Here is a 24,056-nt window from a genome sequence, read left to right as displayed (position 1 = left end):
GTATTGATTATAAAATCAAGATCAATAATAAAATGATGATGATAATTGCACCAACTGAAAGGTAAACACCTCCAGAAACTGCACGGGCCTGGCCTTTTAATTCTCTTAACTCGCTACGTAACGCTTTACGTTCTGCTTTAGTTAAGTTCGATTTGTCCATGTCTCTGATTTCTTCAACACGGGTTTTAATTTTTTCAAGTTTTACAGCTTGTTCTGCAGTTAATTCTGTTGGGTTTTTTGCAGGTTTATCAGCCGCCTGAACTGAATTAAAACTAATTCCCAAAGCGAAAATCAAGGCTAACGTGTAGATGAATTTTTTCATAATATCTAATTTTTTAGTGTTCAACCTCTACCTAACAAAAAACCTACCAAAATGTTCCGGTAGGTTTTAAAAAAGCATTAATTTAACTGTTAAAATTTTTATTTGATCTCGAAAATGGCATTTACTGTGAAATTCAGCTTAATTTTTTTGAAATCGATTTCTGGTGCTTCTGTTGCATCGGCCATTTCAGCTTTCATTGCAAAATTTCTGTAAACAGGTTGTATCACATTGTCTCCACCATCCTGTATTTCAATTACACCACCTAATTTATCGCCTAAAGCCTCTACCATGTAAGCAGCTTTCTCTTTTGCTGATAAAAGTGCCTTAACTTTAAGCTCTTTTTTTAAAGTTTCAATTTTAGAGTAATCGTAGCTTTCGATATTGGTGTTTGCAATTCCTTTGGCATCTATTGATTCTAAAATTGAATTGAATTTGTTTAAATCGCTAACTTTTAAACGGTACTGTTTGCTTGCTAAAAAATCAGGATTTTTCTTTTTCTCAGTAGCGTAGTTCCAGCTGCTTAAATTGCTAATGGTTAAGTTTTCTTTTGCAATGCCTGCTTTTTGTACTGCTGCAAACAATTGTTTCTCTAATTCTGTAATTTCTACCTTTTTCTTTCCGTTTAAATATTCTTTTAAGGAAATACTGATGTAAATAATATCTGGGGTAACTTCTGTTTCAGCTGTTCCGCTTACGCTTATTTTTCTGCGTAAATCTACTTGTTGAGCCATCGCTGATGATAAACCTAAAAATGCAACCAGTGCAAATACTATTAACTTTTTCATATCTATTTTTCTTTGTGTGTACTGTAATGATGTGAAGCGTACACAAATTCCACACCGAGATTATTATTTTTTTATCTTTTAGGGAAATGTATGCCAGTAGTTTGTGGCAAAATTTCCCTGCTATACAATCTAGCCCCGAAGAAAAATCAGGGGCTGCCGTTGTTATCGGGTTTATTGACAAAGGATTATGCGGATCTTTAAAAAAACCGATCCAGCCTAATTAATGGCTTTAGGAATAAATTTTAACCTGAAAAATATTATTCTTTTATGGCGCAAATATTACTTTAGGCATTTGTCTATTAAAAAAAGTGGTTGCGCTAGCTACATAAACCCGACAAAGCGGATAGCCCGGAATGGCAACGCATCAAAATGAGGGCTAATAGCTATGGCGGGATTGAATAGCCAATGCCAATAGAAACCTGATTTTCTAAAGTAATAGAAAGAGAGTAAAATTATGCGCTAGGTTTTATGCTTAAATAGTCGGAATTATATAGGGTTATAAAACCTGGCGCAGCAGAGTTTTCTGCAGAATTTTAATCATGTTTTGCAGTTAGAGAACTGCAAAAAGAATTTGGATCAAGGTATTATACCTTTGATACTTTAACAGCAGTTGGTCCTTTTTGGCCCATTTCTACTTCAAACGTAACTTTATCACCTTCTTTAATCTGGGTGATTAAACCGTTTGCATGAACGAAAATACTATCCTGTGTTTCGGTGTTTTTAATAAAACCGTAACCTTTACTGTCGTTAAAGAAAGTAACTGTTCCTTTTTTTACAGGATTTTCGTCGATGATGTCTTCTTGTCTTGAAATACCGATCTGAATATCTTCAGTGTTGATCACTTTCTTTTTCTTCGGATCTGGTGGAGTAGAGGAGATGTTTCCGTTTTCGTCAACGTAAGCCATCATGTCTTCAAGAGATAAGCCTTTTTTAGCATTTGCCTGGCGTTCTTCTTTTTTCTCTTGTTTGTCGTTTTTCTTTTTTAATCGTTTTTTTTCGTTCTCTTTTTTACTGTATGTTGCCTGAGATTTAGCCATATATTATTTAATTGTTTTTGTTTTGAAGGGTGAGTGGAATGGAGAATTAAACAAAGATAACAATACTAAAGCATAAATACGATTTTATTCGGTTATGCTCTTGTCATTATCAATAACGTTGGTTACGGGAACATGGAAGGTAACTTGTATAGGTGGCAATATAATTAACCACAGATGAAAAGGATGAACACAGATAGGATAACTTGAATTGCGTTGATCTGTGGTTAAAAACTGCTAATAATTAGCTTCTTATTGTATTAAATGCAAATTTCAGTCATCTTCTTTACAAACGATGACGATAGCTTTAAAAACATCTGTGTTAATCTGTGGTTAAAAACTGCTAATAATTAGCTGCTTATTGCATTAAAAATGCAAATTCCAGTCATCTTCTTTACAAACTATGACGATAGATTTAAAAAACTTCTGTGTTGATCTGTGGTTAATTTTTATGAAGACCTGTTTATCCATTTATCTTTATCCACCTGGTAAACAAAATTCCATTTAACAGGCTCACCGTAATAGGCTACTTCGAGATCGGCAATTTTAACAGCCCCTAATTTTTCAGCAGCTTTTTGCGATCGGAAATTCGTTGCACCAATATGCAAAATCACTTTATCCACAAATTGAAAAGCATAATCGAACATCAGTGTTTTTAATGCCCTGTTATGCCCTTTGCCCCAAAACTCGCGCGCAATAAAGGTATAACCCACTGCAACTGATCGATCTGCCTCATCCAGTTCGTAATACCTCGAACTGCCCACTACTTTATCGGTACCTTTTTCATAAACAATAAAAGCACCTTGCGATTCGATGGCACCTTTAAAGAAATTTTCAAAAACTTCCCGTTTATAACGGTCTTTGTTGGGGTGTTGCTCCCAAATTAATGGATCGGAGGCTACGGCAAAAAGGACTTCAAAATCTTCCTGTTTTAATGGCACGGCTTTGATTAAATCGTTTTCTAAAGTTTGCTGTAAATCGAAATTCATGTGTTTGGGTATAAAAACGGCTGGCTATATGGCCAGCCGTTTATTATAAGATTTTTCCATTCCGCGTTGCTCAAGTCGAAATAACTATAGCGGTTGAGGATAATGGATTTGAATAATTAATTTACTAAACCTTCTATTTCTACCACTTCCTGTGCATCTTTTTGATAATCTACTTTATCAATTTCGAAACCGAACAAACTTAAGAAATCAGATCTGTAACCTGGTAAATCGCCTATTGCAGGTAGTGTTTCGGTTGTTGCTTCGTTCCATAGTTTGGCAACTTTATCCTGAATATCTTCGCGCATTTCCCAATCATCAATTCTGATTCTTCCTTTTTCATCAACAGGAACAGGATTGCCGGTGTATAAGCGTTCTGCATATAAACGTTGAATCTGCTCAATTGTACCTTCATGTATACCTTCAGCTTTCATTACTTTATACAACAATGAAATGTAAAGCGGAATTACCGGAATTGCAGAGCTTGCCTGTGTAACCAATGCTTTATTAACTGATACATAAGCTTTTCCATTAATATCTTTTAATTTATCGGCTATGGTAAATGCAGTTGCTTCTAAATCATCTTTAGCACGGCCAATGGTTCCTTTACGGTATACCGGCTCGGTTAAAGCTGGGCCTATGTACGAATATGCTACTGTTGTGGCACCTTCGGCAAGCAGGTTTTCTGCTTTTAAAGCATCAATCCACATCGACCAGTCTTCGCCGCCCATTACGGCCACAGTGTTCACTATATCTTCTTCTGTAGCAGGTTCGATAGAAATTTCGGTTACATTGCCTGTATGGAAATCTACAGTTTTATTGGTGTAAGTTCCTCCGATAGGTTTTAAAGTAGAGCGGTGTAATACCTCTGTATCAGGATGTTTTCGTACCGGAGATGCAAGGCTATAAATTACTAAATCTACCTGACCTAAATCGGCTTTAATTGTTGCTAAAGTTTTTTCTTTAATTTCTTTAGAAAACGCATCGCCATTTATGCTTTTTGCGTATAAACCAGCTGCATGTGCTTCTTTTTCGAAAGCTGCACTGTTGTACCAGCCTGGTGATGCTGTTTTACCTTCAGAAGGTGCCTTTTCGAAAAATACGCCAATTGTAGCCGCCCCAGATCCATAAGCAGCAGTAATGCGTGATGCCAAACCAAAACCGGTTGATGCACCAATTACCAATACTTTTTTAGGACCATCTATAGCTCCTTTTGATTTTACATATTCAATTTGATTCTTTACGTTTTGTGCGCAGCCATCAGGATGTGCGGTTAAACAGATAAAGCCCCTCATTCTAGGTTCGATAATCATTTTTGTTCTATTTTACGTTTTGTAATATTAAAATAAGCGCAATTTAAGGCAAGTTAAAGATGCCATAATGCCCAAATCTTTAACGAAGATAAATTTTTAATCGTTTAACGTTAAATGAATTTTAAATAATAAGGGTTTTTAACACAAGGATTCGTACTGGTTTAGGTAATGGATTTGGAGGTTTTTAACACTAAGGCCAGGAACAGGTAGTTGGTTGCGACCTTATCAACAACCATAACAACGCTAAATACGCCAGGTTGGAACGTTGTTGCAGGCAATAAATGGCGGACTCCGATCTCCTGATTTTCTAACTAATTAACAACTCTCTTTTCACTTTGCCATATTTCTTTTAATTTAGCAGCACACAGATAAAACCGGTTTATCTTTTTATGAAAAAAATATTATTCTCTGCCATGGTGCTGATCATTGTGGCATCTGGAAAGCTTTATGCGCAAACCCAAAAGCAAAATTCGGGTTGGTTTATGTTTTTAAACAATACCAAGTTTAACGAAAAATGGGGACTTCAGTTTGATGTTCAGCTGCGTTCTGGTGACGATTGGAGTCATTTAAGGAATACCTTGGTACGGCCTGCGGTACAATATTTTATTAACGATAAACATAATGTGGCTTTGGGTTATTTGTGGCAAACCACTGATATGAATCTGATCGGTACCAGTAAAAATCTTTTTCACGAACACCGTATTTTCGAGCAATATATTTACACTCATAAAATAAAATCAGTATTTGCCAGTCATAGGGTTAGGTTAGAGCAACGTTTTATTGGCCGCTCTGGCGAGGATGTTTTTTCGCAGCGTTTCCGTTATTTTTTAAGGCTCATCCAACCGTTACAAAAAACACAGCCTACCTTTACTAAAGGGCCGTTTGTGGCCTTGCAAAACGAGGTTTTTTTAAATCTCCAAAATAAAGATCAAATTAACAATAGCGTTTTCGATCAAAACAGGTTGTACGTGGCTGCGGGTTATCGATTTTCGAAGAAATTTGATCTTGAAGCAGGTTACATGAACCAGGCGAGTAAGGGCATGACGAATAATACAGTTAATAATATCATTCAACTGGCCGTTTATACCAGGTTTTAATGTTTCAAAGTCATTTTTTGTACAATAAGTCCTACAAAATGTTAAAGCTGTTGTAATTGACTGGTCTTTTTGCTCAATTTGCCGCGTGAAAAGACTTACCATTCTATTTTTAGCACTCTTGTTCGGCAAGCGTATGCAGGCTCAGGAGATTCAAACCTCTTCAACTGACCATACACCAACATCTAAAAGTTTATTTAATCCTGAGCATAAAAGAAATTTTTCGCGCAAGGGCGATTTCTTTTTTCACTGGGGTTATAACAGTTCATGGTATGGCAAAAGCGATATCAGGTTTCAGGGCCCAAATTACGATTTTACACTTAAAGATGTTGTTGCACATGATAGGCAGTCTAAATTGAGCTGGGCTTATTTAAACCCGGGCTTAATCACTGTTCCACAATATAATATTCGCGTAGGTTATTTTATTAAAGATAACTACAGCATTTCAATCGGATGGGACCACATGAAATATGTGATGGATATTCCGCAAACTGTTGCCATTACTGGGCACATTGGTGCCAATATTACGCCCGAAAATGTTGCAACAGGGTCTTTAGCTGGTGATTATAACGGGCAAAATATTAATGTTAAAGAAAGTATGCTTACTTATGAACATACTGATGGTTTTAACTATGCCAATATAGAGGTTGAACGTTACGATGATATTTGGGTTGCACCAGGTGGAAATACTTCATTAACATTAGAAACTGGCTTAGGCGGAGGAATTATGGTTCCTCGTTCTGATGTTCGCTTATTCGGACTTGGCCGCAACAACCACTGGAATATTTCAGGCTATGGGGTGTCGGCTAAAATCGGACTTAAGTTTTACGTTTGGAAAAATGTTTATTTGCAGAACACCACTAAGTTTGGTGCTACCAATTTAACAAATGTGCATACCACTGGATGGGATGAGTACGATCATGCCAGTCAGAAGATTAACTACATTGAAAATATGTGGCTGATTGGGGTTCAGTTTTAAAAAGATATGGCAGGAGGTTTAAGCCTCCTTTTTTGTTTTGGATGTAGAAAGCCACAGAAAAATAAAGGCACGGAGGATATTATTTTATTTTGAGCGATTGGCTCTTGTTTTTCTAAATAGTGTAACGCTTAATTTTTTTTTGGTAACTACAATTGCATTTTGAGCAAGGGTTGTTGCATGATGGGTAATTCTAAGTATTAATTGCATTCTCTTGATTGAATGCTTTGTCGCTGAAATCCTCCTCGCAATTCATGATTTAGCACGTAGATTGCATTACTGGATGCCCAACCTGGCTTCTATTTATAACAACATAATTTTAAACATCCAACAACCTTCTATGGTAATTGATCTGCCCTAAATGATAGGCTAAGTGTGTGGTAAGGTGAACCATAAAGAATCCGGTTGAGGTTTTCTCCTGAAGAACTAACATCGGATATTCAATATTAAGCTGTTCTTCGGTTATTTTTTCGAGGGTTTGCGTAACTGTTATCAGAGTTGCTTGGATCATGTTGATCAGTTCTTGCTTTGGGATATTTTTTAAAGAAAACTCCAGTTCCCTATTGCGGATGTAATTACTACCACCTAAGGTTGCACCGATATATGTATTCAGGTTTCCTATTAAATGAAGGCAAAGGTTACCTGCTGAGTTGGCAATGTTTCTGTCTATAATCCATAAATTAGTTTCATTATTATAGGATTCGATTTCGGATTTGAGCTTGTTTAAATCACGGTTAAAAAGTGCTTTTAAAGTTTCGATAAGCATATGCTTGCATTATTATAAAGTGAGTCTTTTTGCTTCTAGAGATAAAATTTCTTTACCTGATTTAGTGATCGTGAGTTGGGCGGGAGGCGAATCTTCTTCTCCAAGTACTGTAATATAACAGGTATAGGTATATTGTCCACTTTTAAATTGATAGTTGTGGTTTCCGCCGCTGCCATCGGCCGTCAACCTACCTTTGGTTAATACCAATGAAGGCTTTTCGCTCATGTTACTTTTTAGCGACCAGGAGGCGTATCTGTAATTGTTGTTTCCAAGGTCGTCAATTCTGATCCGGTATTGGGCAGTTTCGAGAACCAGAACCGGTTGTGTAAAATTAGCGAGAGATGAATAAAGTTTGTTTTTGTCGGCATTAATTAGCTTAGTTTGTTCTTTGGCTTCGAGCTTTGATTGCTGGTTTACTGCAATGATTTTGCCATCGGTATCGAGCCATAAATTGCCGTTTAAAAGCATAATACCCCTCCAGCCCACATCGCTCCAATTCGTTGTGGGTTTGGAGTTGATAATTTTTTTGATGAGTTGGTCATCAAAAACCTCTTTATATCTTTTTATAAATTCCTGCTTATTTTTAATTGGCGGGATGGGATAAGTACGGGTTAAAGGATATTTGATTTTGGCGCTCAATTTTTCTATCGAACCACTTTTTACTGTTGCGATAAAAGCATTTACCACTGGCAGATACTTTTTATCGAGTGTTTGACTGTAACCAAAGCTGATATTAAATAGTAAAAGGAGTGCAAATAAGGTTTTTTTCATTAGCTAGGGATGTTGTTAAGCGAAGATAATTTTTTAGTTTGAATACCGAGTCTTGTCCAAAGAGCTTTCTGGATCAGGGTGTTTTACAAAAAGATGCTATAACAAGTTCATCATAACGATTGTGTTGGGGAATGGAACTAAAAATTTATTCCTTACCAACAAAAAAACACCTGTAATTTCTTACAGGTGTTCGCTATTAAATGGTTTTTATTTAAACTTTTCTTACACCACCTGAGCCAATAACGGTTTTATCAACACTTGGGTTGCCAGAATAATTTACATTTCCTGAACCACTGATTACTGCTTTAATGCTTTCGCTAACCGCAATATTTACAGTTCCTGAACCACTGATGGTACTGTTTAAGGTTTTTGTAGAAAATGATTTACCTGAAAATGTACCAGAACTGCTGATAACTACTTTTGCATGATCTGCGCCACCAGTGATGTTAATTGCGCCCGATCCGCTAATCACACCGCTGTAATCATCTACATCTGCTGTTGCTTTAATGCTGCCCGAACCGCTCACCGTTGTGGTTAGGCTACCGGTGCTGATTTTGCCGCTAACAGTTAAGTTTCCATCGCCACTTACTGTTAAGCTTGCCAACTCTTTTGCGGTTACGTATGCTGTGATTTTTTTGCCTTCGTATTTTCTAGACCAGCTGGTGATACTTGTTTGTGGGCGGATAACCAACACGTTGCCTTTTACCTCCGTAATAATTGAAGCAATTGCTTCTGAATCGCCTTCTAAACGGCAGCTCTCGGTATTGCCTAGTGTTACAATTACGTTAATTGGTCCTGCAGATGCTACGCCATTAAAGTTTTTAACCTGGCGATCGTCGCTTTTGGTACGGAATTCATTTGTGTTGCTGCCATTTTTTGCAATTGCGTTAACGCCAGCAGTTAATGTTAATGATGCCAATAATATTGCAAATACTTTTTTCATGGTTATAGATTTTATTTTTAAATGGAATAATGTCGTTTTTCTAATAAGACGGTTGTTTTGCAGAAAAGTTGCACAAAGTGAAAATTTCTTTAAATTCCAGTCTGGGGTAAAGAAAAATCAACCATTATCCTTTCTTTGTTTTGATGTAAAATAATGGATCTTGTTTAAAATTATCAGCACTAATACTGGCGTCTACTTTAACCGTTTTCCAATCATTTGATGGTTTGATTAATGTATAAGCACCAGTTTTTAAGGTAACGCGTACAGGCATATCGAAGCCTTTTACATCGGTTAACCAGCGATAAGACAAGGTTCCGTTATCTATTTTATATTCAAGTACAGGGATATTGGTATAGCGTAAATACTGATCGAACACCTTATCTAATTTTAAACCACTCTGCTTAGCAATGTAATTTTCGATTTGTGCAGTAGTTACGGTTTGGTGATAAAATGTTTTGTTTAATCCACGAAGAATCTGTCTGAATTTTTCATCGTTATTAATTAACTGGCGTATGGTGCTAATCAGGTTTGCTCCTTTTGGGTACATATCGCCTGATCCTTCTTTATTAACACCATAAGGGCCGATTACGGGAATGTCGTTGCTGATTATTTTTTGCAGTCCGATTACATATTCATCTGCAGCTGCTTTATTTTCTGTACATTCTGTAAACAATACTTCTGAGTAATTGGTAAAACCTTCATGTATCCACATGTCGGCAATATCTTTTGCGGTAATGTTGTTGCCAAACCATTCGTGGCCGCTTTCGTGTACGGTAATAAAATCAAATTTTAGGCCATGGCCGGTTCCGCTCAAATCTCTACCCAAATAACCTTTCTTAAATTGATTGCCATAGGCTACCGCACTCTGATGTTCCATACCCAGGTGTGGTGCCTCAACCAGTTTATAACCGTCTTTGTACCATGGGTATGGACCAAACCAATATTCAAAACATTTTAGCATGGGCTTAACATCTGCATCCCAGTGTGGGCGCGCTTTTGCACTATCCGTTTGTAAAGCCCAATAATCGATGCTCAGTTTCCCGTTTTCACCATCGTAACTGTCTTGCCAGTGTGCATATTTTCCAATGTAAAAAGTAACATCATAGTTATTAATGGGGTTGCTCACAAACCAATTGTATTGTTTGTAACCATCGGGTTTATCTACTGTGTTTCTTAACCTTCCGTTTGATATTTCCTGTAAGGTGTTTGGTATGGTAATGCTAATCAACATGCTGTCTACCTCATCACTTTGGTGATCTTTATTTGGCCACCATACGCTGGCACCAAGCCCCTGGCAGGCCACAGATACAAAAGGATTGCCTGCAGCATCTTTTTTAAAGATGAAACCGCCATCCCATGGTGGTGTTTTTGCTACGGTAGGGTTGCCAGAGTAAAATACCGTGAATTTATCTTTACTTCCTTTTTTTACCGCTTTGGGGAAAGTAACAAAAACAGCATTATACTCGCGTGTAAAAGGTAAATTATTGCCTTGATAAACCACTTTATCAACTTTTAAGTTGTCGAAAAGATCGAATTGTAGTTTAGTGAAATCCTGAGTGGCAGTAAAGGCAAATTCATTGTTTCCGCTTACCGATTTCTGATCAATATCAATCTTCACATCTAAGTGGTAGTAATTGATATCGTAACAGGTGCGCAATGGGGTAAGGGTTCCGCGAAGACTATCGGCGCGGGAGTTTACCTGGTTTTTTCCAAGCAGCTGCGCCTGAGCCGTTGAAATACTTAGGGCGGTTGCAAGGATTAAGAGTAATTTTTTCATTTTTTTTCAGTGTTGATCAATTTTCCTGTTTGTGGGGACACGAATCGGGGCTATTTACGGGCGCGCTATTTTATAATATCAACTTCGATAAAGCTATCGTTAAATACCGTTTGAGTGGCTTTAATGTAGTCTGCTTCTGTTGCTTTATAAGGATTTTCTACAAATTTTTGTGGATTGCGTGCAAACAGCGGAAATGCAGTGCTTTGTACCTGGATCATGATTCTATGTCCTTTTTTAAAGGTGTGCAATACATCCTGCAACTGAAAGTTTACATCGGTTTTTTTATTGGCAACCAAAGCTTCAGGTTTTTCGAAACTGTTACGGAAACGTGCAGGCATTATTTCCGAGCGTACCATTTGCCAGTAATTGCTAAGGGTAATGTTTTTATTGGGCATATAAGCATTGTTGGGTTCATCGGCAGGATAAACATCGATCAGTTTTACAATAAAATCGGCATCAGTACCTGTGGTTGCAATTTTAAGGTGCGACATAATTTCACCACCCAATGTAATGTCGTTATCCAACACTTCGGTTTGATAAACCAATACATCTGGTCTTCTTCCGGCAAAACGTTGGTCTTCGCTCATGTAATTATGTGGCGTAAAACCCAATGTTGTGGTTAAATCTTCTGTATAAGGAACAGGCTTTAAAGGGTCGCTGATGTAGTTTAAGGAACCAGCGGCAGCAGGGGCAGTCATGCTGAGTTTACCATCGGCAGCTAAATACAATTTCTGTTTAGCAGCTTTCTCTGTTGGCCATTTGGTAAAAGTTTCCCATTCTTTTTTGCCGGTATCAAACATGTAGGCTTCTGGTAAACCAGAGTTTTTGTCGCCACTGCCTTTTAAAAAGTGATTAAAAAATTTAGATTCGATTTCTTTTTGGTAAAAGGTAGCGATGCTATCGCCAAAATATACATTGCTGTGCATGGTATGGCCAGTTTCGCGGCTCCATCTTCCATGGCCAAACGGCCCCATCACTATTGTATTGTAAGCATTAGGATTTTTCTTTTCTATAGTTTTATAAATGTTTAAGGGGCCTGATAAATCTTCAGCATCATACCAGCCGCCAACCAACATTACCGCAGGTTTTACAGTATTGTAATGTTTTAATAAACCGCGTTTTTGCCAAAACTCATCGTAGTTTGGATGGTTTACAGTTTCCTGCCAAAAAAAGTTATTCTTATAATATTTATCTGCATTGGTTAAAGGGCCAAGATCTAAAGCAAACTGGTAACCATCTTTTGTTTTTGGCAAAATTATCTGGTTATTGTACCAGGGTTTAGATGTGGTATCGGTTTTTTGTACCCCAAATACCGGGAAGGTGAAGAAATAACTTTGTAAGAATGACCCATTATGGTGAAAATCATCAAAAAAGAAATCGGAAATTGGTGCTTGTGGGGATGATGCTTTCAATGCTGGATGATTACTCAGAATTCCTGCTGCGGTATAAAAACCCGGATAGGAAATTCCCCATTGACCAACTTTACCATTATTGTTGGCTACGTTTTTAACCAGCCAGTCGATGGTATCGTAAGTATCTGATCCTTCATCAACATCCTTTTTGCTCTTTTTATTATCAATTACAGGTGTCATGTTGGTCCAGGTACCTTCACTTTTCCAACGGCCCCTCACATCCTGCATTACCACAATATAGCCTTCTTTCATCATGAGTTCTGATGGACCCAAGCGGGCAGGAAATTTATCTTCTCCGTATGGGGCTACACTATAGCAGGTACGCTGCATAATCATCGGGTATTTTTTATCTTTCGAGGCATTTTTAGGAGAGTAAATTGCCGTAAAAAGTTTTGTTCCATCACGCATAGGGATGTATACTTCCTTTTTGGTGTAGTTTGCTTTAGGGTATCCGGCATCGCCTTGCGCAAATGCTGATGATGCTGAAAGCAGAATGATGATTAGTTTAAAGTATTTCATTTGGATAAGTTAGGTGGTTAAGCGGATATTTAATAAGCTTCCGGTTCGTGGGGGCACGAACCGGGTAATGTTTTTGCATCGTTGAAAACGATTGACTATTTACACACTCGTAGAAACGAGTGTGAGGGCATTTTTTCGCTTTATTTCAATACTGAAACGGTTATATATGAACTGTTGTGTACATCATGGTAAATTTTATGTGTTGCTTTCTGAAAATCCTGTGGTTCTGCCTGATAAATATCCATAAATTTCTGCGGATTGCGATCGGCCAAAGGGAACCATGAATTTTGAATCTGAATCATGATTTTGTGTCCTTTTTTAAAGGTGTGGGCCACATCAGGCAATGGATAATTTACTTTGGTAATGGTGCCTGGAATAAAAGCTTCGGGTTTTTCGAAACTGTTGCGGTACTTGCCGCGCATAATCTCTCCGCGTACCAACATTTCGTAACCACCCATAATTAAATTTTTAGGGTTAGGTTCAGGGTTTGGTGCATCTTCCGGGTAAACGTCAATCAATTTCACTACGTAATCGGCATCGGTTCCGGTGGTAGAAACTACAAGGTTGGCTAAAACAGGTCCGGTTAGGGTAATGTCTTCTGTTAAGGCATCAGTTTGGTAAGATTTTACATCTGGCCTGCGGGCTGCAAAGCGTTGGTCGTCTATCATATACTCGCGGGTACGTTTGGATTGAATGCCATCCTGATAAGGCACAGGGTTATTCGGATCGCTCACATATTCATCCCAACTGTCGGTTCTGCCAACTTTTTCGAAGGCCAGTTTTCCGTTAGGCTGTAAATACAGGTTTTTGCTTTCTACACCCTGTGGTGGCCATGTTTTAAACTTTTTCCATTCGTTGCTGCCGGTTACAAAAATATTTGCCTCTGCGGCATTAAAATCTCCCTCACCCTTTAAATAGTGTTTAAAAAATGGCAGTTCATATTGCTCCTGATAATCAATACTGGTGGTTTTACCAAAAGGAATATCTCCAAAAGAAGATCCATCGCTACGTACCCAGCCGCCATGGAACCAAGGACCTGCAACCAGTATATTATTGGCTCCGGGATTTTGCTTCTCAATTGCTTTATAAGTTGCAAAGGTTCCGTAAGCATCTTCAGCATCAAAAAAACCGCCTACCACCATTACGGCAGGTTTTACATTGGTTAAATGCGGCGTAATTAAGCGTGCTTTCCAAAACGTATCAAGGTTTGGGTGTTTAAATAAATCATTCCAAAATTTAATGCTATCGGCAAAATATTTGTCTTTAAGGCTTTTAACCGATCCGGCTTCTAAGTAAAAACGGTAATTGTCTTCTATCGGGAATTGAAAACCCTTAGGGCCTTTATCTGGTGTGATGGGTTTAGGACGCGGAACACCGAAACTTCCCATAAAGCTAAAGGCATCCATTAAAAATAAAGTTCCACGGTGGTGAAAATCGTCGCCCATAAACCAATCGGTAACAGGTGCCTGCGGCGAAACAGCTTTTAAGGCCGGGTGCGCGTTTGGTAGTGATGTGGTAGAATAAAAACCAGGATAGGATATTCCATAAATTCCGGCATTACCATTGTTGCCTTTCACATTTTTAACCAGCCAGTCAATAGTATCGTAGGTATCGGTGCTTTCATCAATGGCATTTTTGCTCTTTTTGCCAGTTTGTTGCGGGCGGATATCGGCAAAGGTGCCTTCACTCATCCAACGGCCACGTACATCCTGATAAACGAAAATAAATCCTTCGCGCATCATTGCCGGAAAGTTACCTAAACTAAGCTTGTATTTGTCTTCGCCATAGGGTGCAACAGTGTATGGTGTGCGGTTAATTAAAAATGGATATTTTTTGGATTGATTTTTGGGTATATAAATGGAAGTGAATAGTTTAACCCCATCGCGCATGGGTATTTGGCGCTCTATTTTAGTGTAGTTTTCTCTCACATAAGCCGAATCGGTTTGCTGGGCCATTAATTGGTTAGCAATAAGCAGGCAAAATAAAAGGCTAAAAATTCTGGTAAGGTTCATTTAAGCTAGTTTTAAGGAATAAAATTTAAATATAGGTGATTAACGATTGATAAAAAAAAACAACCCGTAAAAGGTTTGTTAGCATGGATGGGATTGATGGGAAAGGTGTTTTACAATTTCCATGCATGAGCAGGTAATTCCAAAGGCTACATTCGTCATTGCTGTATCAAAATTTAGTTAAATCTTGTTAAGGGATAATCTTTTAACCGTTTTCATCGTCATATTCGTAATCAAGTTAAACACAATAAAATGAATAGGTTATTAAATAAAGGATTGGTTGTTTTCGCTGCAGCAGCGATGATTGCAACCTTAAACATCGAAAGTGTTTCTGCACAAAGGGCAAGTAGGGGTGGAGGAGGATTTTCTGGAGGAGGAAGATCTGGTTCGATAAGTTCATCAAGAGGTGGAGGTTCTATTTCCAGGCAGCCATCAATGCGTGCACCAGGCAGAGGAAGTTATAGCCCAAGTTATGGAGGGCGTGTAGCCAGACCAAATTACAGTTATAACAGACCGGGTTACCGACCAGGTTATGGCAGACCAGGGTATAGCCGACCAGGTTATGCATATCGCCCTGGATATGGCAGACCTTATTACCGTCCGTATTATAGCTATTACAATTATTACCGTCCGTTTTTAGGTATCAGAATTGGTGTATTGCCTTATGGTTATTATCCGTTTTACTATGGTGCCAATCAGTTTTATTACTCAGGTGGATTATTCTATCAACAAAATAACGAACAATATGAAGTGGTAACTCCACCTGTTGGTGCCGAAGTTCCGAATTTACCTTCTGATGCCACCCAGGTTACCATTAACGGGGTAGATTATTACGAATATAAGGGCGTTTATTACACCCAAAAAGAAAATGCCGATGGTAAAGCAGTATATGTTGTTGCAGGTAAAGATGGGGTTCTAAATACTGATGGAGGAAGTGTTGATTCGCACAATATAGGTGATGTAATTAACGAGTTGCCAGAAGGATGCAGGGAAGTGACTATTAAAAATGAAAAATATTTTGTTTCTCCTGATGATGTATATTATGAGGAGATTGTAGATGGAAACAATGTTACTTACCGTGTTATTGGTAAGTTGTTTTAAATCTTAAATTTTATCAGTGTCAGATAACAACATCTGACACTACATTATACAATAACTGTGCAGTCGGATGGTAACGTTCGACTGTTTCTTTTTATAGAGAAAAATCAGGTTTTCATAATGTTGTAAGAAGTTAAGCATATCGAGTTATTAAGTGTGCAGTTAAATGGTAGAATCCGACTGTTCCGTTAATCGTTATGAAATTAGAAATTTATTTTAGTTAAACGTAAACAACAATCATCACTGTTAAGGCCCTGAAATAAATTAAGGGTGACGTACCTTGTGCCATCAAAAAACCATATTTTTACAGCCTAAACATCACGATTTGAAATCTGTATCACAGCTCTTCCTTGTTTATTCTATTCTTTCCATCGTTCTTTCATCTTGTTCTGCAACCAAGTATGCTGCGGTAAAGCAAAATGAAAGCAGTGTATCAGCCATTAAGTTTTTGGATGAGTACATTATGCCTTTAAATCCAAATTTCCAAAATTCGGTAGTAGGCGGATTATCAGGTATTGATTATGATGTAAAACAAAACCAATATTATATGATCAGCGATGATCCTTCGCAATTTAGTCCGGCGAGGATTTATACCGCGCAAATTGAGATCAATGAAAATAAAATAGATACTGTTCGCATAACGGGCGTAACTTATATGCTCCAGGAAAGTGGGAAACAATATCCTAAATTTGGTACTGATAAGAGCGTTAAACCAGATGGCGAATCGGTAAGGTATAACCCATTAAGCAAGCAATTAATTTGGAGTAGTGAAGGCGAAAGGTTATTTAAAAATGGTGATACAACAATCGTTCAACCTGGTTTAACTTTTATTTCTACTGATGGGAAGTTTTTGGATACCATCCCACTGCCCAAAGGTTTTCATTTTACCAAAACCGAAAACGGGCCACGCAAAAATGCACTGTTTGAAGGCCTAACTTATGCCGATGGTTATAAAACATTATATGCCAGTTTAGAGGAGCCAAGATATGAAGATGGTTTACAGGCAGCTTTTGAATATGATAAAGCTTTAACACGTATTCTGAAATTTGATGTGGCAAGCAAAAAGAATACTGCGCAATATGCTTATAACCTTGGCGCTTTACCAGTTAAGCCAACTGTAGAAAACGACTGGAATGTAAACGGCATTTCAGAAATACTGGCGGTAAATAACCATACGCTTTTGGTTATGGAAAGGGCCTGGGCAAAAGGCCATGATGACCATAGCTTTGTAAAACTTTACCTGGTTGATTTAAACGGGGCAGAAAATGAAATTGATAACCCATCGTTCGTGAAAAATCCGCCAAAACCGTTAACTAAAAAACTGCTTTTCGATTTTGATACTTTAAACAGGCATATCGACAACTTTGAAGGCGTAACTTTTGGTCCAAAATTGGCTAACGGACATCAATCTCTAATCTTTTGTGTTGATAATAACTTTGGGAAATCGCAGGTACAACAATTTTTTCTCTTCGAGATCATCCCATAAATCATTCCTTTATAAATTATAATGAGTAAAATAAAAGCATTGCTGTTCGATTTAGACGGCACATTAATTGATTCGGAAAAGTTTCATTTCGATTGTTGGAACACCTTTTTATGCGATTATGGAGTGGCTATCGATTTTAAAGATTGGCTAAGCAATTATGCAGGCATCCCATTGCCTAAAAATGCCAAAACGATAATAGACAGGTATAAAATTAACGAAGAGCTTGAAGGTTTCATCAACAGGAGGGAGAAGATTACTTTCGATGGTTTTAGAACAACCGATATTGAACTAATGCCTTTTGCGTTGGATTTTATCCAGTTTGCATACGCAAGGGGATTAATGCTGGCTGTGGTTACTGCAAGCCCTAAAATTGATGTCGAAGCTGTTTTTGAGCGCAACGGATTGGCCAAGTACTTTAAATTGTTTATTACCCGTACCGATGTAAGCAACTCTAAGCCTCACCCCGAAAGTTATAACCTTTGTGTAGAGCGTTTGGGCTTACAAAAAGACGAATGCATAGTTTTTGAAGATACATTAAACGGTGTTAAATCTGCCTTGGCTGCGGGCATTACCTGTTATGCCATCCAAAATAATGTGCGCGCACATCAAAAATTAAAAATTGCTGATGAATTGTTTTTAAGTTTTGCAAACGCGAAAGAATTTATGCTTCAAAAAGAATTGATATAAGCGCTTACCCCAGTAAATTTTAAAATCATACTGGGCAAAGCGTATCAATTGATTAATCGATTGTTTTTCTAAAAAATTACGCTTAAGCTAAACATGTATTGGCTATAGCCGATTGATGAAGTGCAAATAACTGATAAAACAATGACTAAGAAAGTGCTTCTATTGCCTGATGCGCTTTCAGCTTTCGGCCTTTTTTCCCTACATTTGACTAATCAAAATTATCAAGAAATTATGCAATACGATGTCGTTGTTATCGGTTCAGGGCCGGGCGGTTATGTAGGCGCAATCCGTTGTGCTCAGTTAGGTTTAAAAACTGCAGTTATTGAAAAATATAAAACTTTTGGAGGTACCTGCTTAAACGTAGGCTGTATCCCGTCTAAAGCTTTGTTGGATTCATCAGAACACTACCACAACGCTGCCCACACATTTACTACCCACGGTATCAACATAAAAGATTTAAAGGTTGATATGCCACAGATGATCGCCCGTAAAGATGATGTTGTTGCACAAAATACTGCTGGTATTACTTATTTATTTAAAAAGAACAAAATCGATTCTTTCGAAGGAGTTGGCTCTTTCGTTGATAAAAATACCATACTCGTTACCAAAGCCGATGGCTCTACCGAAACCCTATCAGCTAAAAACGTAATTATTGCTACTGGTTCTAAACCAACAGCTTTACCGTTTTTGCCAATCGATAAAAAACGCATCATTACCTCTACCGAGGCTTTAAATATTAAAGAAGTACCTAAAACGATGGTTGTAATCGGTGGCGGTGTAATCGGTTTAGAGTTGGGTTCTGTATATGCCCGTTTAGGTACAAAAGTTTCTGTAGTAGAGTTTTTACCATCAATTATTAACACAATGGATGCTGGTTTAGGTAAAGAGCTGCAACGCGTGTTGAAGAAAAACTTAGGCATGGAGTTTTATATGGGGCATAAAGTTACCGGCGCTACCAACAAAGGTAAAACTGTAACAGTTACTGCCGAAACACCAAAAGGCGAAACCATATCATTTGATGCCGATTATTGTATCGTAGCCGTTGGCCGTACCGCTTATAGCGAAGGTTTGGGCTTAGATAAAATTGGAATCACTATTGAAGAAAGAGGTAAAAAAATTCCGGTTAACGAACATTTAGAAACTTCGGTTAAAGGAGTATATGCCATTGGCGATGTAATTACCGGTGCCATGTTGGCCCACAAAGCAGAAGATGAAGGTACTTATGTTGCCGAAACCATTGCCGGGCAAAAACCGCATATCAACTATAACTTAATTCCTGGTGTGGTTTACACTTGGCCAGAAGTGGCTTCTGTAGGTTTAACCGAAGAGCAATTAAAAGAAAAAGGCGTTAAATATAAAGCAGGTTCATTCCCTTTCAAAGCCAGCGGACGTGCAAAAGCAAGCATGGATACCGATGGTTTTATTAAAGTTTTGGCCGATGCTGCTACCGACGAAGTTTTAGGTGTACACATGATTGGTCCTCGTGCTGCCGATATGATTGCGGAAGCGGTTATTGCTATGGAATTCCGTGCATCTGCAGAAGATATTGCACGTACCTGCCATGCTCACCCAACCTATACAGAAGCTTTAAAAGAAGCTGCACTTGCTGCAACTGATAACAGAGCGATACATATTTAATTGATTGGGCGGTATTACTGTCGATTAATAAAGTTTAATCATGCAAAAATAAAAGCCGATAAGAAATTGTCGGCTTTTTTCATTTCAGAGTTGTCAATTTCCTAGCAAGTTGGCAATTAAAATTGACAACTCTTTAACATTGATTTGCTTTACGGTTGATTGGTTGATTTGAATTCAGAGTTGTCAACTTTCTAACAAGTTGGCAATTAAAGTTGACAACTCTTCAACATTGAATTTTATACGTTTGATTAGTTGATTTGAATTTAGAGTTGTCAACTTCCTAGCAAATTGGCAATTAGAGTTGACAACTCTTTAATAATGATTCGCTTTACGGTTGATCTCAAAAGTCTTTCTGACGTCATCCTCGCGCAGGTGGGGATCTTACCACACATTTTTAGACATTAAAATACTCAATTAATTTAGGAATGATGATGGACACCCAGACCGTCATTTCGAGCGAAGCACAGCGCAGCCGAGAAATCTTTTAAATTTATTAAAAACCAAGTTCAAAGATTTCTCCACTACGGTCGAAATGACGATTGAACAAATATTATACTCCGTGCCGTCATCCTCGCGCAGGCGGGGATCTTACCACACAATTTTAGAAACATTAGGTTGCTCAATTAATTTGGGAATGACGATTTAACAAGTATTTTACTCCGTACCGTTATCCTAGCGCAGGCGGGGATCTTACCACACATTTTTAGAGACATTAAGATACTCAATCATACTAGAAATGACGATTTTTCATCATTAGCGAATTAAAGAAATCCTTGAAATATTAAATATCAGCTCTTTAATTAATTTTTATAAATAAAGAATAAAATCTAAGCCCTATATTGCGGTACGAAACTTTAGGGGTGCCTTCAAAAAACAAGTTGGCTGAGAACATACCCATTTTGAGTTTAATGGTAAAAGTTATAGAGGTAAAAGGTAATGTCCTTTATCCATAAATATTTCCTCCATCAACCTCAAAGGAACCTGATCCGGATAATGCCGGCGTAGGAAAATTAGTTTGTCTGCACATATTGTGTAAAATGCATACTGCATTTGAAGACTCCTGAAGTTGTTTAAACAAAATGAAGTCTTTAAGCAATGAATTACATTAATGTATTAACAATAGCTGGCTCCGATAGTGGAGGAGGTGCTGGTATACAAGCCGATTTAAAAACTTTTTCGGCACTGGGCTGCTTTGGTACCTCTGTAATTACAGCAGTAACGGCACAAAATACAATGGGTGTAAAGTCGGTACACGGCATTCCGACAGAAATCATCAAAGATCAATTGCAGGCCGTGATGGATGATATTGCACCTGTTGCAATTAAAATCGGGATGATTAACCGTGCAGAAGTGGTACAGGTAATTGTAAAGGCATTAAGCAGTTATAGTAATCCTGCTCCGATAATTTTAGATCCTGTGATGGTGGCTACCAGCGGTCATCGTTTAATAGAACCCGATACCGTGAACCTGCTGATTGAAAAATTGTTTCCTATTGTTAGTTTAGTAACCCCAAATATTGATGAAGCCGTTATACTTTCCGGGCAACCGATCCACAACCTTGAAGATATGATCGCGGCAGGGTACAAAATTATCCAAAAAGGCGCAAACGCTATATTACTGAAAGGCGGGCACTTGGCCGGACCAATTATTTACGATGTTTTCATAAATGGAAAAGATGCACCAGTTATACTCGAAAGTGCATTTATTGCTTCAAAAAACCTGCATGGAACGGGGTGTACTTTATCATCAGCCATAGCTGCCGAGATGGCAAAAGGTTATGATCTATTAACGGCTATAAAACTTGCAAAAAAATATATCAGCGAGGCACTACAAAGTGGAAGTAATGTAACAACTGGTAAGGGCAATGGCCCGTTAAATCATTTTTTTAATCCGCTAAAACTAATTATTCAATGATGTGGAGCCAACAGGCATGGGAAAAGGTAGCACCCATTTATGCCAAAATATTAACAATGCCTTTTAATGCCGAACTTAGCAATGGTACCTTACCGCAAGAAAAATTCCTTTTTTACCTGGCGCAGGATGCCTATTATTTGTTGGAATTCGGGCGGACATTAAGTACAATTAGCAGCCGGATGCAGCATGCCGACCTGGTAATGGCTTTTGCCGGATTTTCTACAGGAGCAATTTTCGCAGAGCGGAGTTTACATGAAAGTTATTTTGTAGAATTTGGCTTAGCAACAAATATTCAGCCTACACCATCTACCTTATTGTATACAAATTATATCCTTAGTCAGGCTGCTTACGCCAATGTAGAAATTGCAGTTGCCGCGGTTTTACCATGTTTCTGGATTTACAAAGCAGTTGGCGATTATATTTTTTCACAGCAAAGCGGAGATCAAAATCCATATAAAAGGTGGATCGATATGTATGCAGGAGCAGAATTTGCAACCGCAGTGGAAAAAGCGATTACCATTGCAGATCAACTGGCGGCTGTTGCCAATACCGAAACCCGGCAGAAAATGTTTGAGGCTTTTGAAATGGCTACACGATTGGAGTGGATGTTTTGGGATAGTGCTTATCAACTTGAAAAATGGAAAATTTAAGATTTTAACCAGTTTGCAGACAGAAATTCGGATAAATGTTAAAAAATTGTCGGTTTTTACAATAGATTTAAAGAACTTTGTAGCTCAATCTATAATTAAAACATCATTTTGGAAGAAAGCAAGCAAGAAAAGGAAATTCTAATAAAACAAGAAAATACACCTGTAACAGCACAAAGCTCTCCAAAACAAGTACGTTTCGCTATTTCCGCATTTTACTTTATGCAAGGCGTTTGTTTTGCCAGTTGGGCAAGTAGAATACCAACTTTCAAAGCATCTATGGGGCTTAATGATGCAGAATTAGGTTCCATTCTTTTTGCATTGCCGGCAGGACAGATTATTACGATGTTTTTTTCTGCAAAATTGACCACACATTTTGGAAGCAAGAAAATGTTAAGGGCAACCGCACCACTCTATGCAATTGCATTAACATTTTTAGCCCTGGCTACCACAGGTTTACAACTGGCCGCTTTTTTAGTGCTGTTCGGTATCACAGGTAATCTATGCAATATTGCCTTAAATACACAGGGTGTAGCAGGCGAAAACTTTTATGGTAAACCCATTATGAGTTCTTTTCATGGTGCATGGAGCATAGGCAATTTAACCGGGGCATTAATTGCACTCGGTTTGGTAAACTTAAAGTTGGGCATGTATACCCATTTTTGGGTAATTGCTTTATTCTCTTTAACCAATGTAGCATTTAACGGGAAAAAATTATTGAACTACAGTAAGCCCGATGTGCTGATGGAGAAAGCAAAATTTTTTACCCGGCCACAAGGTATATTAGTGTTATTGGGCGTTGTTGCTTTTTGCAGTATGGCAACCGAAGGAACAATGTTCGATTGGAGTGCAATTTACTTTGAAGATGTGGTTAAACTGCCGCACAACAAGGCCATAATCGGCTATGCATCATTTATGTTTATGATGGCCAGCGGTAGGTTTTTAGGTGTTTATCTGATCAATAGGTTCGGGCGTAAAAACCTGTTGCAAATCAGTGGTGCAATTATATCGGTAGGTATGGCCCTTGCTGTAATATTCCCTCATATTATTGTGGCCATTTTAGGTTTTATGCTTATTGGGCTAGGTGTTTCCAGTATTGTACCGATGGTTTACAGTATTGCAGGTAACAATAAAAAAGTGCCATCAGGTAAGGCCATTACAATGGTTTCGAGCATTGGTTATTTTGCGTTTTTGTTCGGTCCGCCATTAATTGGCTATGTTTCGCAGCTATCAAGTTTGCGTTATTCTTTCGGGATCATTTCCGTGTTTGGATTGCTGATTACTTTTTTGGTTACTAAGATTAAGAGTATAAACTAGATAATTTTTCCGGTATATAATAAAACTGATCTGTTTAAGCCTATCATTGAACTACCATTTTACGTAAACAAAATTACGGATTCCGCGGTGTAGATATCGATCCCTCATCTTCAACAGCGTATATTAACATCCCAGGCCCTTTTTTACGCCACTCAAGAAGCGTTTGAAACAGCCGCCGCAGTAATGAATACCGCAGCTTATAGCCAATATGTAATTATAGATGTAAGGGCGAACGGTGGCGGCATTTTACAAATGGGAAGATTTCTGGCCTCTTATTTTTTCGCAGCCGGGGATGAAAAGTTTTATTTAAACGGATTTTATAAAGATCGTACCCATGATGAACAGGAATGGACCTATTCATTTGTACCTGGCAGGCGGAATGTTAACGGCAAAGTATTTATATTGATAAGTCCGAATACAGGTTCGGCTGCAGAAGGGTTTGCTTATGCCATGCAGAAAATGCACCGGGCAACCATAATAGGTGAAGCCTCAGCTGGAGCAGGAATTGCTGGCTCTTACATTCCGTTGAAAAACAATCTTGTCGCTTTTTTTATCAGTTAAA

Annotated in this window: 21 protein-coding genes; 10 read left to right on the top strand and 11 right to left on the bottom strand. The window is 38.1% G+C overall.

All coding sequences use genetic code 11. The features are described 5' to 3' along the window. Positions 1-7 precede the first annotated feature (7 nt). The 5 genes from ASE74_RS11010 to fabV all read right to left on the bottom strand — a co-directional run bounded on the left by ASE74_RS11010 (position 8) and on the right by fabV (position 4,440). Positions 8-322, bottom strand: a complete 315-nt coding sequence (locus tag ASE74_RS11010) for a hypothetical protein (protein WP_055908547.1) — start codon at positions 320-322, stop codon at positions 8-10. Between the two features lie 98 nt (positions 323-420). Further along, on the bottom strand, positions 421-1,107 hold the full coding sequence (locus ASE74_RS11005; RefSeq protein ID WP_055908544.1) for an SIMPL domain-containing protein: 687 nt from the start codon (positions 1,105-1,107) through the stop codon (positions 421-423). Between the two features lie 584 nt (positions 1,108-1,691). Beyond that, positions 1,692-2,144, bottom strand: coding sequence for a cold-shock protein (locus tag ASE74_RS11000; RefSeq protein WP_025142069.1), 453 nt, complete (start codon positions 2,142-2,144; stop codon positions 1,692-1,694). Between the two features lie 446 nt (positions 2,145-2,590). Further along, on the bottom strand, positions 2,591-3,130 hold the full coding sequence (locus ASE74_RS10995) for a GNAT family N-acetyltransferase (protein ID WP_055908541.1): 540 nt from the start codon (positions 3,128-3,130) through the stop codon (positions 2,591-2,593). A gap of 116 nt (positions 3,131-3,246) precedes the next feature. Beyond that, complete coding sequence (fabV, locus tag ASE74_RS10990; protein ID WP_055908538.1) at positions 3,247-4,440, bottom strand: enoyl-ACP reductase FabV; 1,194 nt, start codon at positions 4,438-4,440, stop codon at positions 3,247-3,249. Between the two features lie 389 nt (positions 4,441-4,829). On the opposite strand from fabV, the gene ASE74_RS10985 reads away from it, so the two are divergent. Together ASE74_RS10985 and ASE74_RS10980 are read left to right on the top strand one after the other, a co-directional pair. After that, a complete protein-coding gene (locus ASE74_RS10985; protein ID WP_055908534.1) occupies positions 4,830-5,537 on the top strand; it encodes a DUF2490 domain-containing protein in 708 nt (235 codons plus the stop codon). Positions 5,538-5,622: 85 nt separating this feature from the next. After that, positions 5,623-6,513 carry a hypothetical protein gene (locus tag ASE74_RS10980; RefSeq protein ID WP_235526063.1) on the top strand — a complete coding sequence of 297 codons (891 nt, stop codon included), beginning with the start codon at positions 5,623-5,625 and terminating at the stop codon, positions 6,511-6,513. A gap of 316 nt (positions 6,514-6,829) precedes the next feature. On the opposite strand, the gene ASE74_RS10975 is transcribed toward ASE74_RS10980, so the two are convergent. The 6 genes from ASE74_RS10975 to ASE74_RS10950 form a co-directional block, all read right to left on the bottom strand. Beyond that, positions 6,830-7,276 carry a DUF1572 family protein gene (locus ASE74_RS10975; protein WP_055908528.1) on the bottom strand — a complete coding sequence of 149 codons (447 nt, stop codon included), beginning with the start codon at positions 7,274-7,276 and terminating at the stop codon, positions 6,830-6,832. A gap of 12 nt (positions 7,277-7,288) precedes the next feature. Continuing rightward, entirely contained in the window at positions 7,289-8,047 is a 759-nt protein-coding gene (locus ASE74_RS10970; protein WP_055908525.1) for a hypothetical protein, read from the bottom strand. Positions 8,048-8,258: 211 nt separating this feature from the next. Then, a complete protein-coding gene (locus ASE74_RS10965; protein ID WP_055908523.1) occupies positions 8,259-8,990 on the bottom strand; it encodes a head GIN domain-containing protein in 732 nt (243 codons plus the stop codon). 124 nt (positions 8,991-9,114) lie between these two features. Continuing rightward, a complete protein-coding gene (locus ASE74_RS10960) occupies positions 9,115-10,767 on the bottom strand; it encodes a M1 family metallopeptidase (RefSeq protein ID WP_055908518.1) in 1,653 nt (550 codons plus the stop codon). 65 nt (positions 10,768-10,832) lie between these two features. Next, positions 10,833-12,698, bottom strand: coding sequence for a CocE/NonD family hydrolase (locus ASE74_RS10955; protein ID WP_055908515.1), 1,866 nt, complete (start codon positions 12,696-12,698; stop codon positions 10,833-10,835). 140 nt (positions 12,699-12,838) lie between these two features. Next, positions 12,839-14,710, bottom strand: a complete 1,872-nt coding sequence (locus tag ASE74_RS10950; protein WP_055908511.1) for a CocE/NonD family hydrolase — start codon at positions 14,708-14,710, stop codon at positions 12,839-12,841. Between the two features lie 249 nt (positions 14,711-14,959). Here ASE74_RS10950 and ASE74_RS10945 point away from each other — a divergent pair, with 249 nt between their 5' ends. The 8 genes from ASE74_RS10945 to ASE74_RS10910 all read left to right on the top strand — a co-directional run bounded on the left by ASE74_RS10945 (position 14,960) and on the right by ASE74_RS10910 (position 24,055). Next, entirely contained in the window at positions 14,960-15,808 is an 849-nt protein-coding gene (locus ASE74_RS10945) for a DUF6515 family protein (protein ID WP_055908508.1), read from the top strand. Positions 15,809-16,130: 322 nt separating this feature from the next. Then, positions 16,131-17,291, top strand: coding sequence for an esterase-like activity of phytase family protein (locus ASE74_RS10940; protein ID WP_055908505.1), 1,161 nt, complete (start codon positions 16,131-16,133; stop codon positions 17,289-17,291). Between the two features lie 21 nt (positions 17,292-17,312). After that, positions 17,313-17,978, top strand: a complete 666-nt coding sequence (locus ASE74_RS10935; RefSeq protein ID WP_055908502.1) for an HAD family phosphatase — start codon at positions 17,313-17,315, stop codon at positions 17,976-17,978. A gap of 231 nt (positions 17,979-18,209) precedes the next feature. Beyond that, complete coding sequence (lpdA, locus tag ASE74_RS10930) at positions 18,210-19,616, top strand: dihydrolipoyl dehydrogenase (protein WP_055908499.1); 1,407 nt, start codon at positions 18,210-18,212, stop codon at positions 19,614-19,616. A gap of 1,095 nt (positions 19,617-20,711) precedes the next feature. Continuing rightward, entirely contained in the window at positions 20,712-21,530 is an 819-nt protein-coding gene (gene thiD, locus ASE74_RS10925) for a bifunctional hydroxymethylpyrimidine kinase/phosphomethylpyrimidine kinase (protein WP_055908497.1), read from the top strand. Next, complete coding sequence (locus ASE74_RS10920; protein WP_055908494.1) at positions 21,527-22,180, top strand: TenA family protein; 654 nt, start codon at positions 21,527-21,529, stop codon at positions 22,178-22,180. The genes thiD and ASE74_RS10920 overlap by 4 nt, the downstream gene beginning before the upstream one ends. A 108-nt stretch (positions 22,181-22,288) precedes the next feature. Continuing rightward, the gene (locus ASE74_RS10915) at positions 22,289-23,494 is read left to right on the top strand and encodes an MFS transporter (RefSeq protein ID WP_055908493.1); all 1,206 of its coding nucleotides are present in this window, start codon (positions 22,289-22,291) and stop codon (positions 23,492-23,494) included. A 183-nt stretch (positions 23,495-23,677) separates the two neighbouring features. After that, the gene (locus ASE74_RS10910; protein ID WP_055908491.1) at positions 23,678-24,055 is read left to right on the top strand and encodes a S41 family peptidase; all 378 of its coding nucleotides are present in this window, start codon (positions 23,678-23,680) and stop codon (positions 24,053-24,055) included. Position 24,056: the final 1 nt, after the last annotated feature.

This window comes from Pedobacter sp. Leaf216 (assembly GCF_001421515.1).
In the GTDB taxonomy this organism is placed as follows: domain Bacteria; phylum Bacteroidota; class Bacteroidia; order Sphingobacteriales; family Sphingobacteriaceae; genus Pedobacter.
This window is presented reverse-complemented; position numbering and strand designations above follow the sequence as displayed.

Excerpts from the sequence above, each read along its gene's own strand:
- ASE74_RS11010 (WP_055908547.1), bottom strand. The coding sequence starts at position 322 with ATGAAAAAATTCATCTACACGTTAGCCTTGATTTTCGCTTTGGGAATT.
- ASE74_RS11005 (WP_055908544.1), bottom strand. The coding sequence starts at position 1,107 with ATGAAAAAGTTAATAGTATTTGCACTGGTTGCATTTTTAGGTTTATCA.
- ASE74_RS11000 (WP_025142069.1), bottom strand. The coding sequence starts at position 2,144 with ATGGCTAAATCTCAGGCAACATACAGTAAAAAAGAGAACGAAAAAAAA.
- ASE74_RS10995 (WP_055908541.1), bottom strand. The coding sequence starts at position 3,130 with ATGAATTTCGATTTACAGCAAACTTTAGAAAACGATTTAATCAAAGCC.
- fabV (WP_055908538.1), bottom strand. The coding sequence starts at position 4,440 with ATGATTATCGAACCTAGAATGAGGGGCTTTATCTGTTTAACCGCACAT.
- ASE74_RS10985 (WP_055908534.1), top strand. The coding sequence starts at position 4,830 with ATGAAAAAAATATTATTCTCTGCCATGGTGCTGATCATTGTGGCATCT.
- ASE74_RS10975 (WP_055908528.1), bottom strand. The coding sequence starts at position 7,276 with ATGCTTATCGAAACTTTAAAAGCACTTTTTAACCGTGATTTAAACAAG.
- ASE74_RS10970 (WP_055908525.1), bottom strand. The coding sequence starts at position 8,047 with ATGAAAAAAACCTTATTTGCACTCCTTTTACTATTTAATATCAGCTTT.
- ASE74_RS10965 (WP_055908523.1), bottom strand. The coding sequence starts at position 8,990 with ATGAAAAAAGTATTTGCAATATTATTGGCATCATTAACATTAACTGCT.
- ASE74_RS10960 (WP_055908518.1), bottom strand. The coding sequence starts at position 10,767 with ATGAAAAAATTACTCTTAATCCTTGCAACCGCCCTAAGTATTTCAACG.
- ASE74_RS10955 (WP_055908515.1), bottom strand. The coding sequence starts at position 12,698 with ATGAAATACTTTAAACTAATCATCATTCTGCTTTCAGCATCATCAGCA.
- ASE74_RS10950 (WP_055908511.1), bottom strand. The coding sequence starts at position 14,710 with ATGAACCTTACCAGAATTTTTAGCCTTTTATTTTGCCTGCTTATTGCT.
- ASE74_RS10945 (WP_055908508.1), top strand. The coding sequence starts at position 14,960 with ATGAATAGGTTATTAAATAAAGGATTGGTTGTTTTCGCTGCAGCAGCG.
- ASE74_RS10935 (WP_055908502.1), top strand. The coding sequence starts at position 17,313 with ATGAGTAAAATAAAAGCATTGCTGTTCGATTTAGACGGCACATTAATT.
- lpdA (WP_055908499.1), top strand. The coding sequence starts at position 18,210 with ATGCAATACGATGTCGTTGTTATCGGTTCAGGGCCGGGCGGTTATGTA.
- thiD (WP_055908497.1), top strand. The coding sequence starts at position 20,712 with ATGAATTACATTAATGTATTAACAATAGCTGGCTCCGATAGTGGAGGA.
- ASE74_RS10920 (WP_055908494.1), top strand. The coding sequence starts at position 21,527 with ATGATGTGGAGCCAACAGGCATGGGAAAAGGTAGCACCCATTTATGCC.
- ASE74_RS10910 (WP_055908491.1), top strand. The coding sequence starts at position 23,678 with ATGAATACCGCAGCTTATAGCCAATATGTAATTATAGATGTAAGGGCG.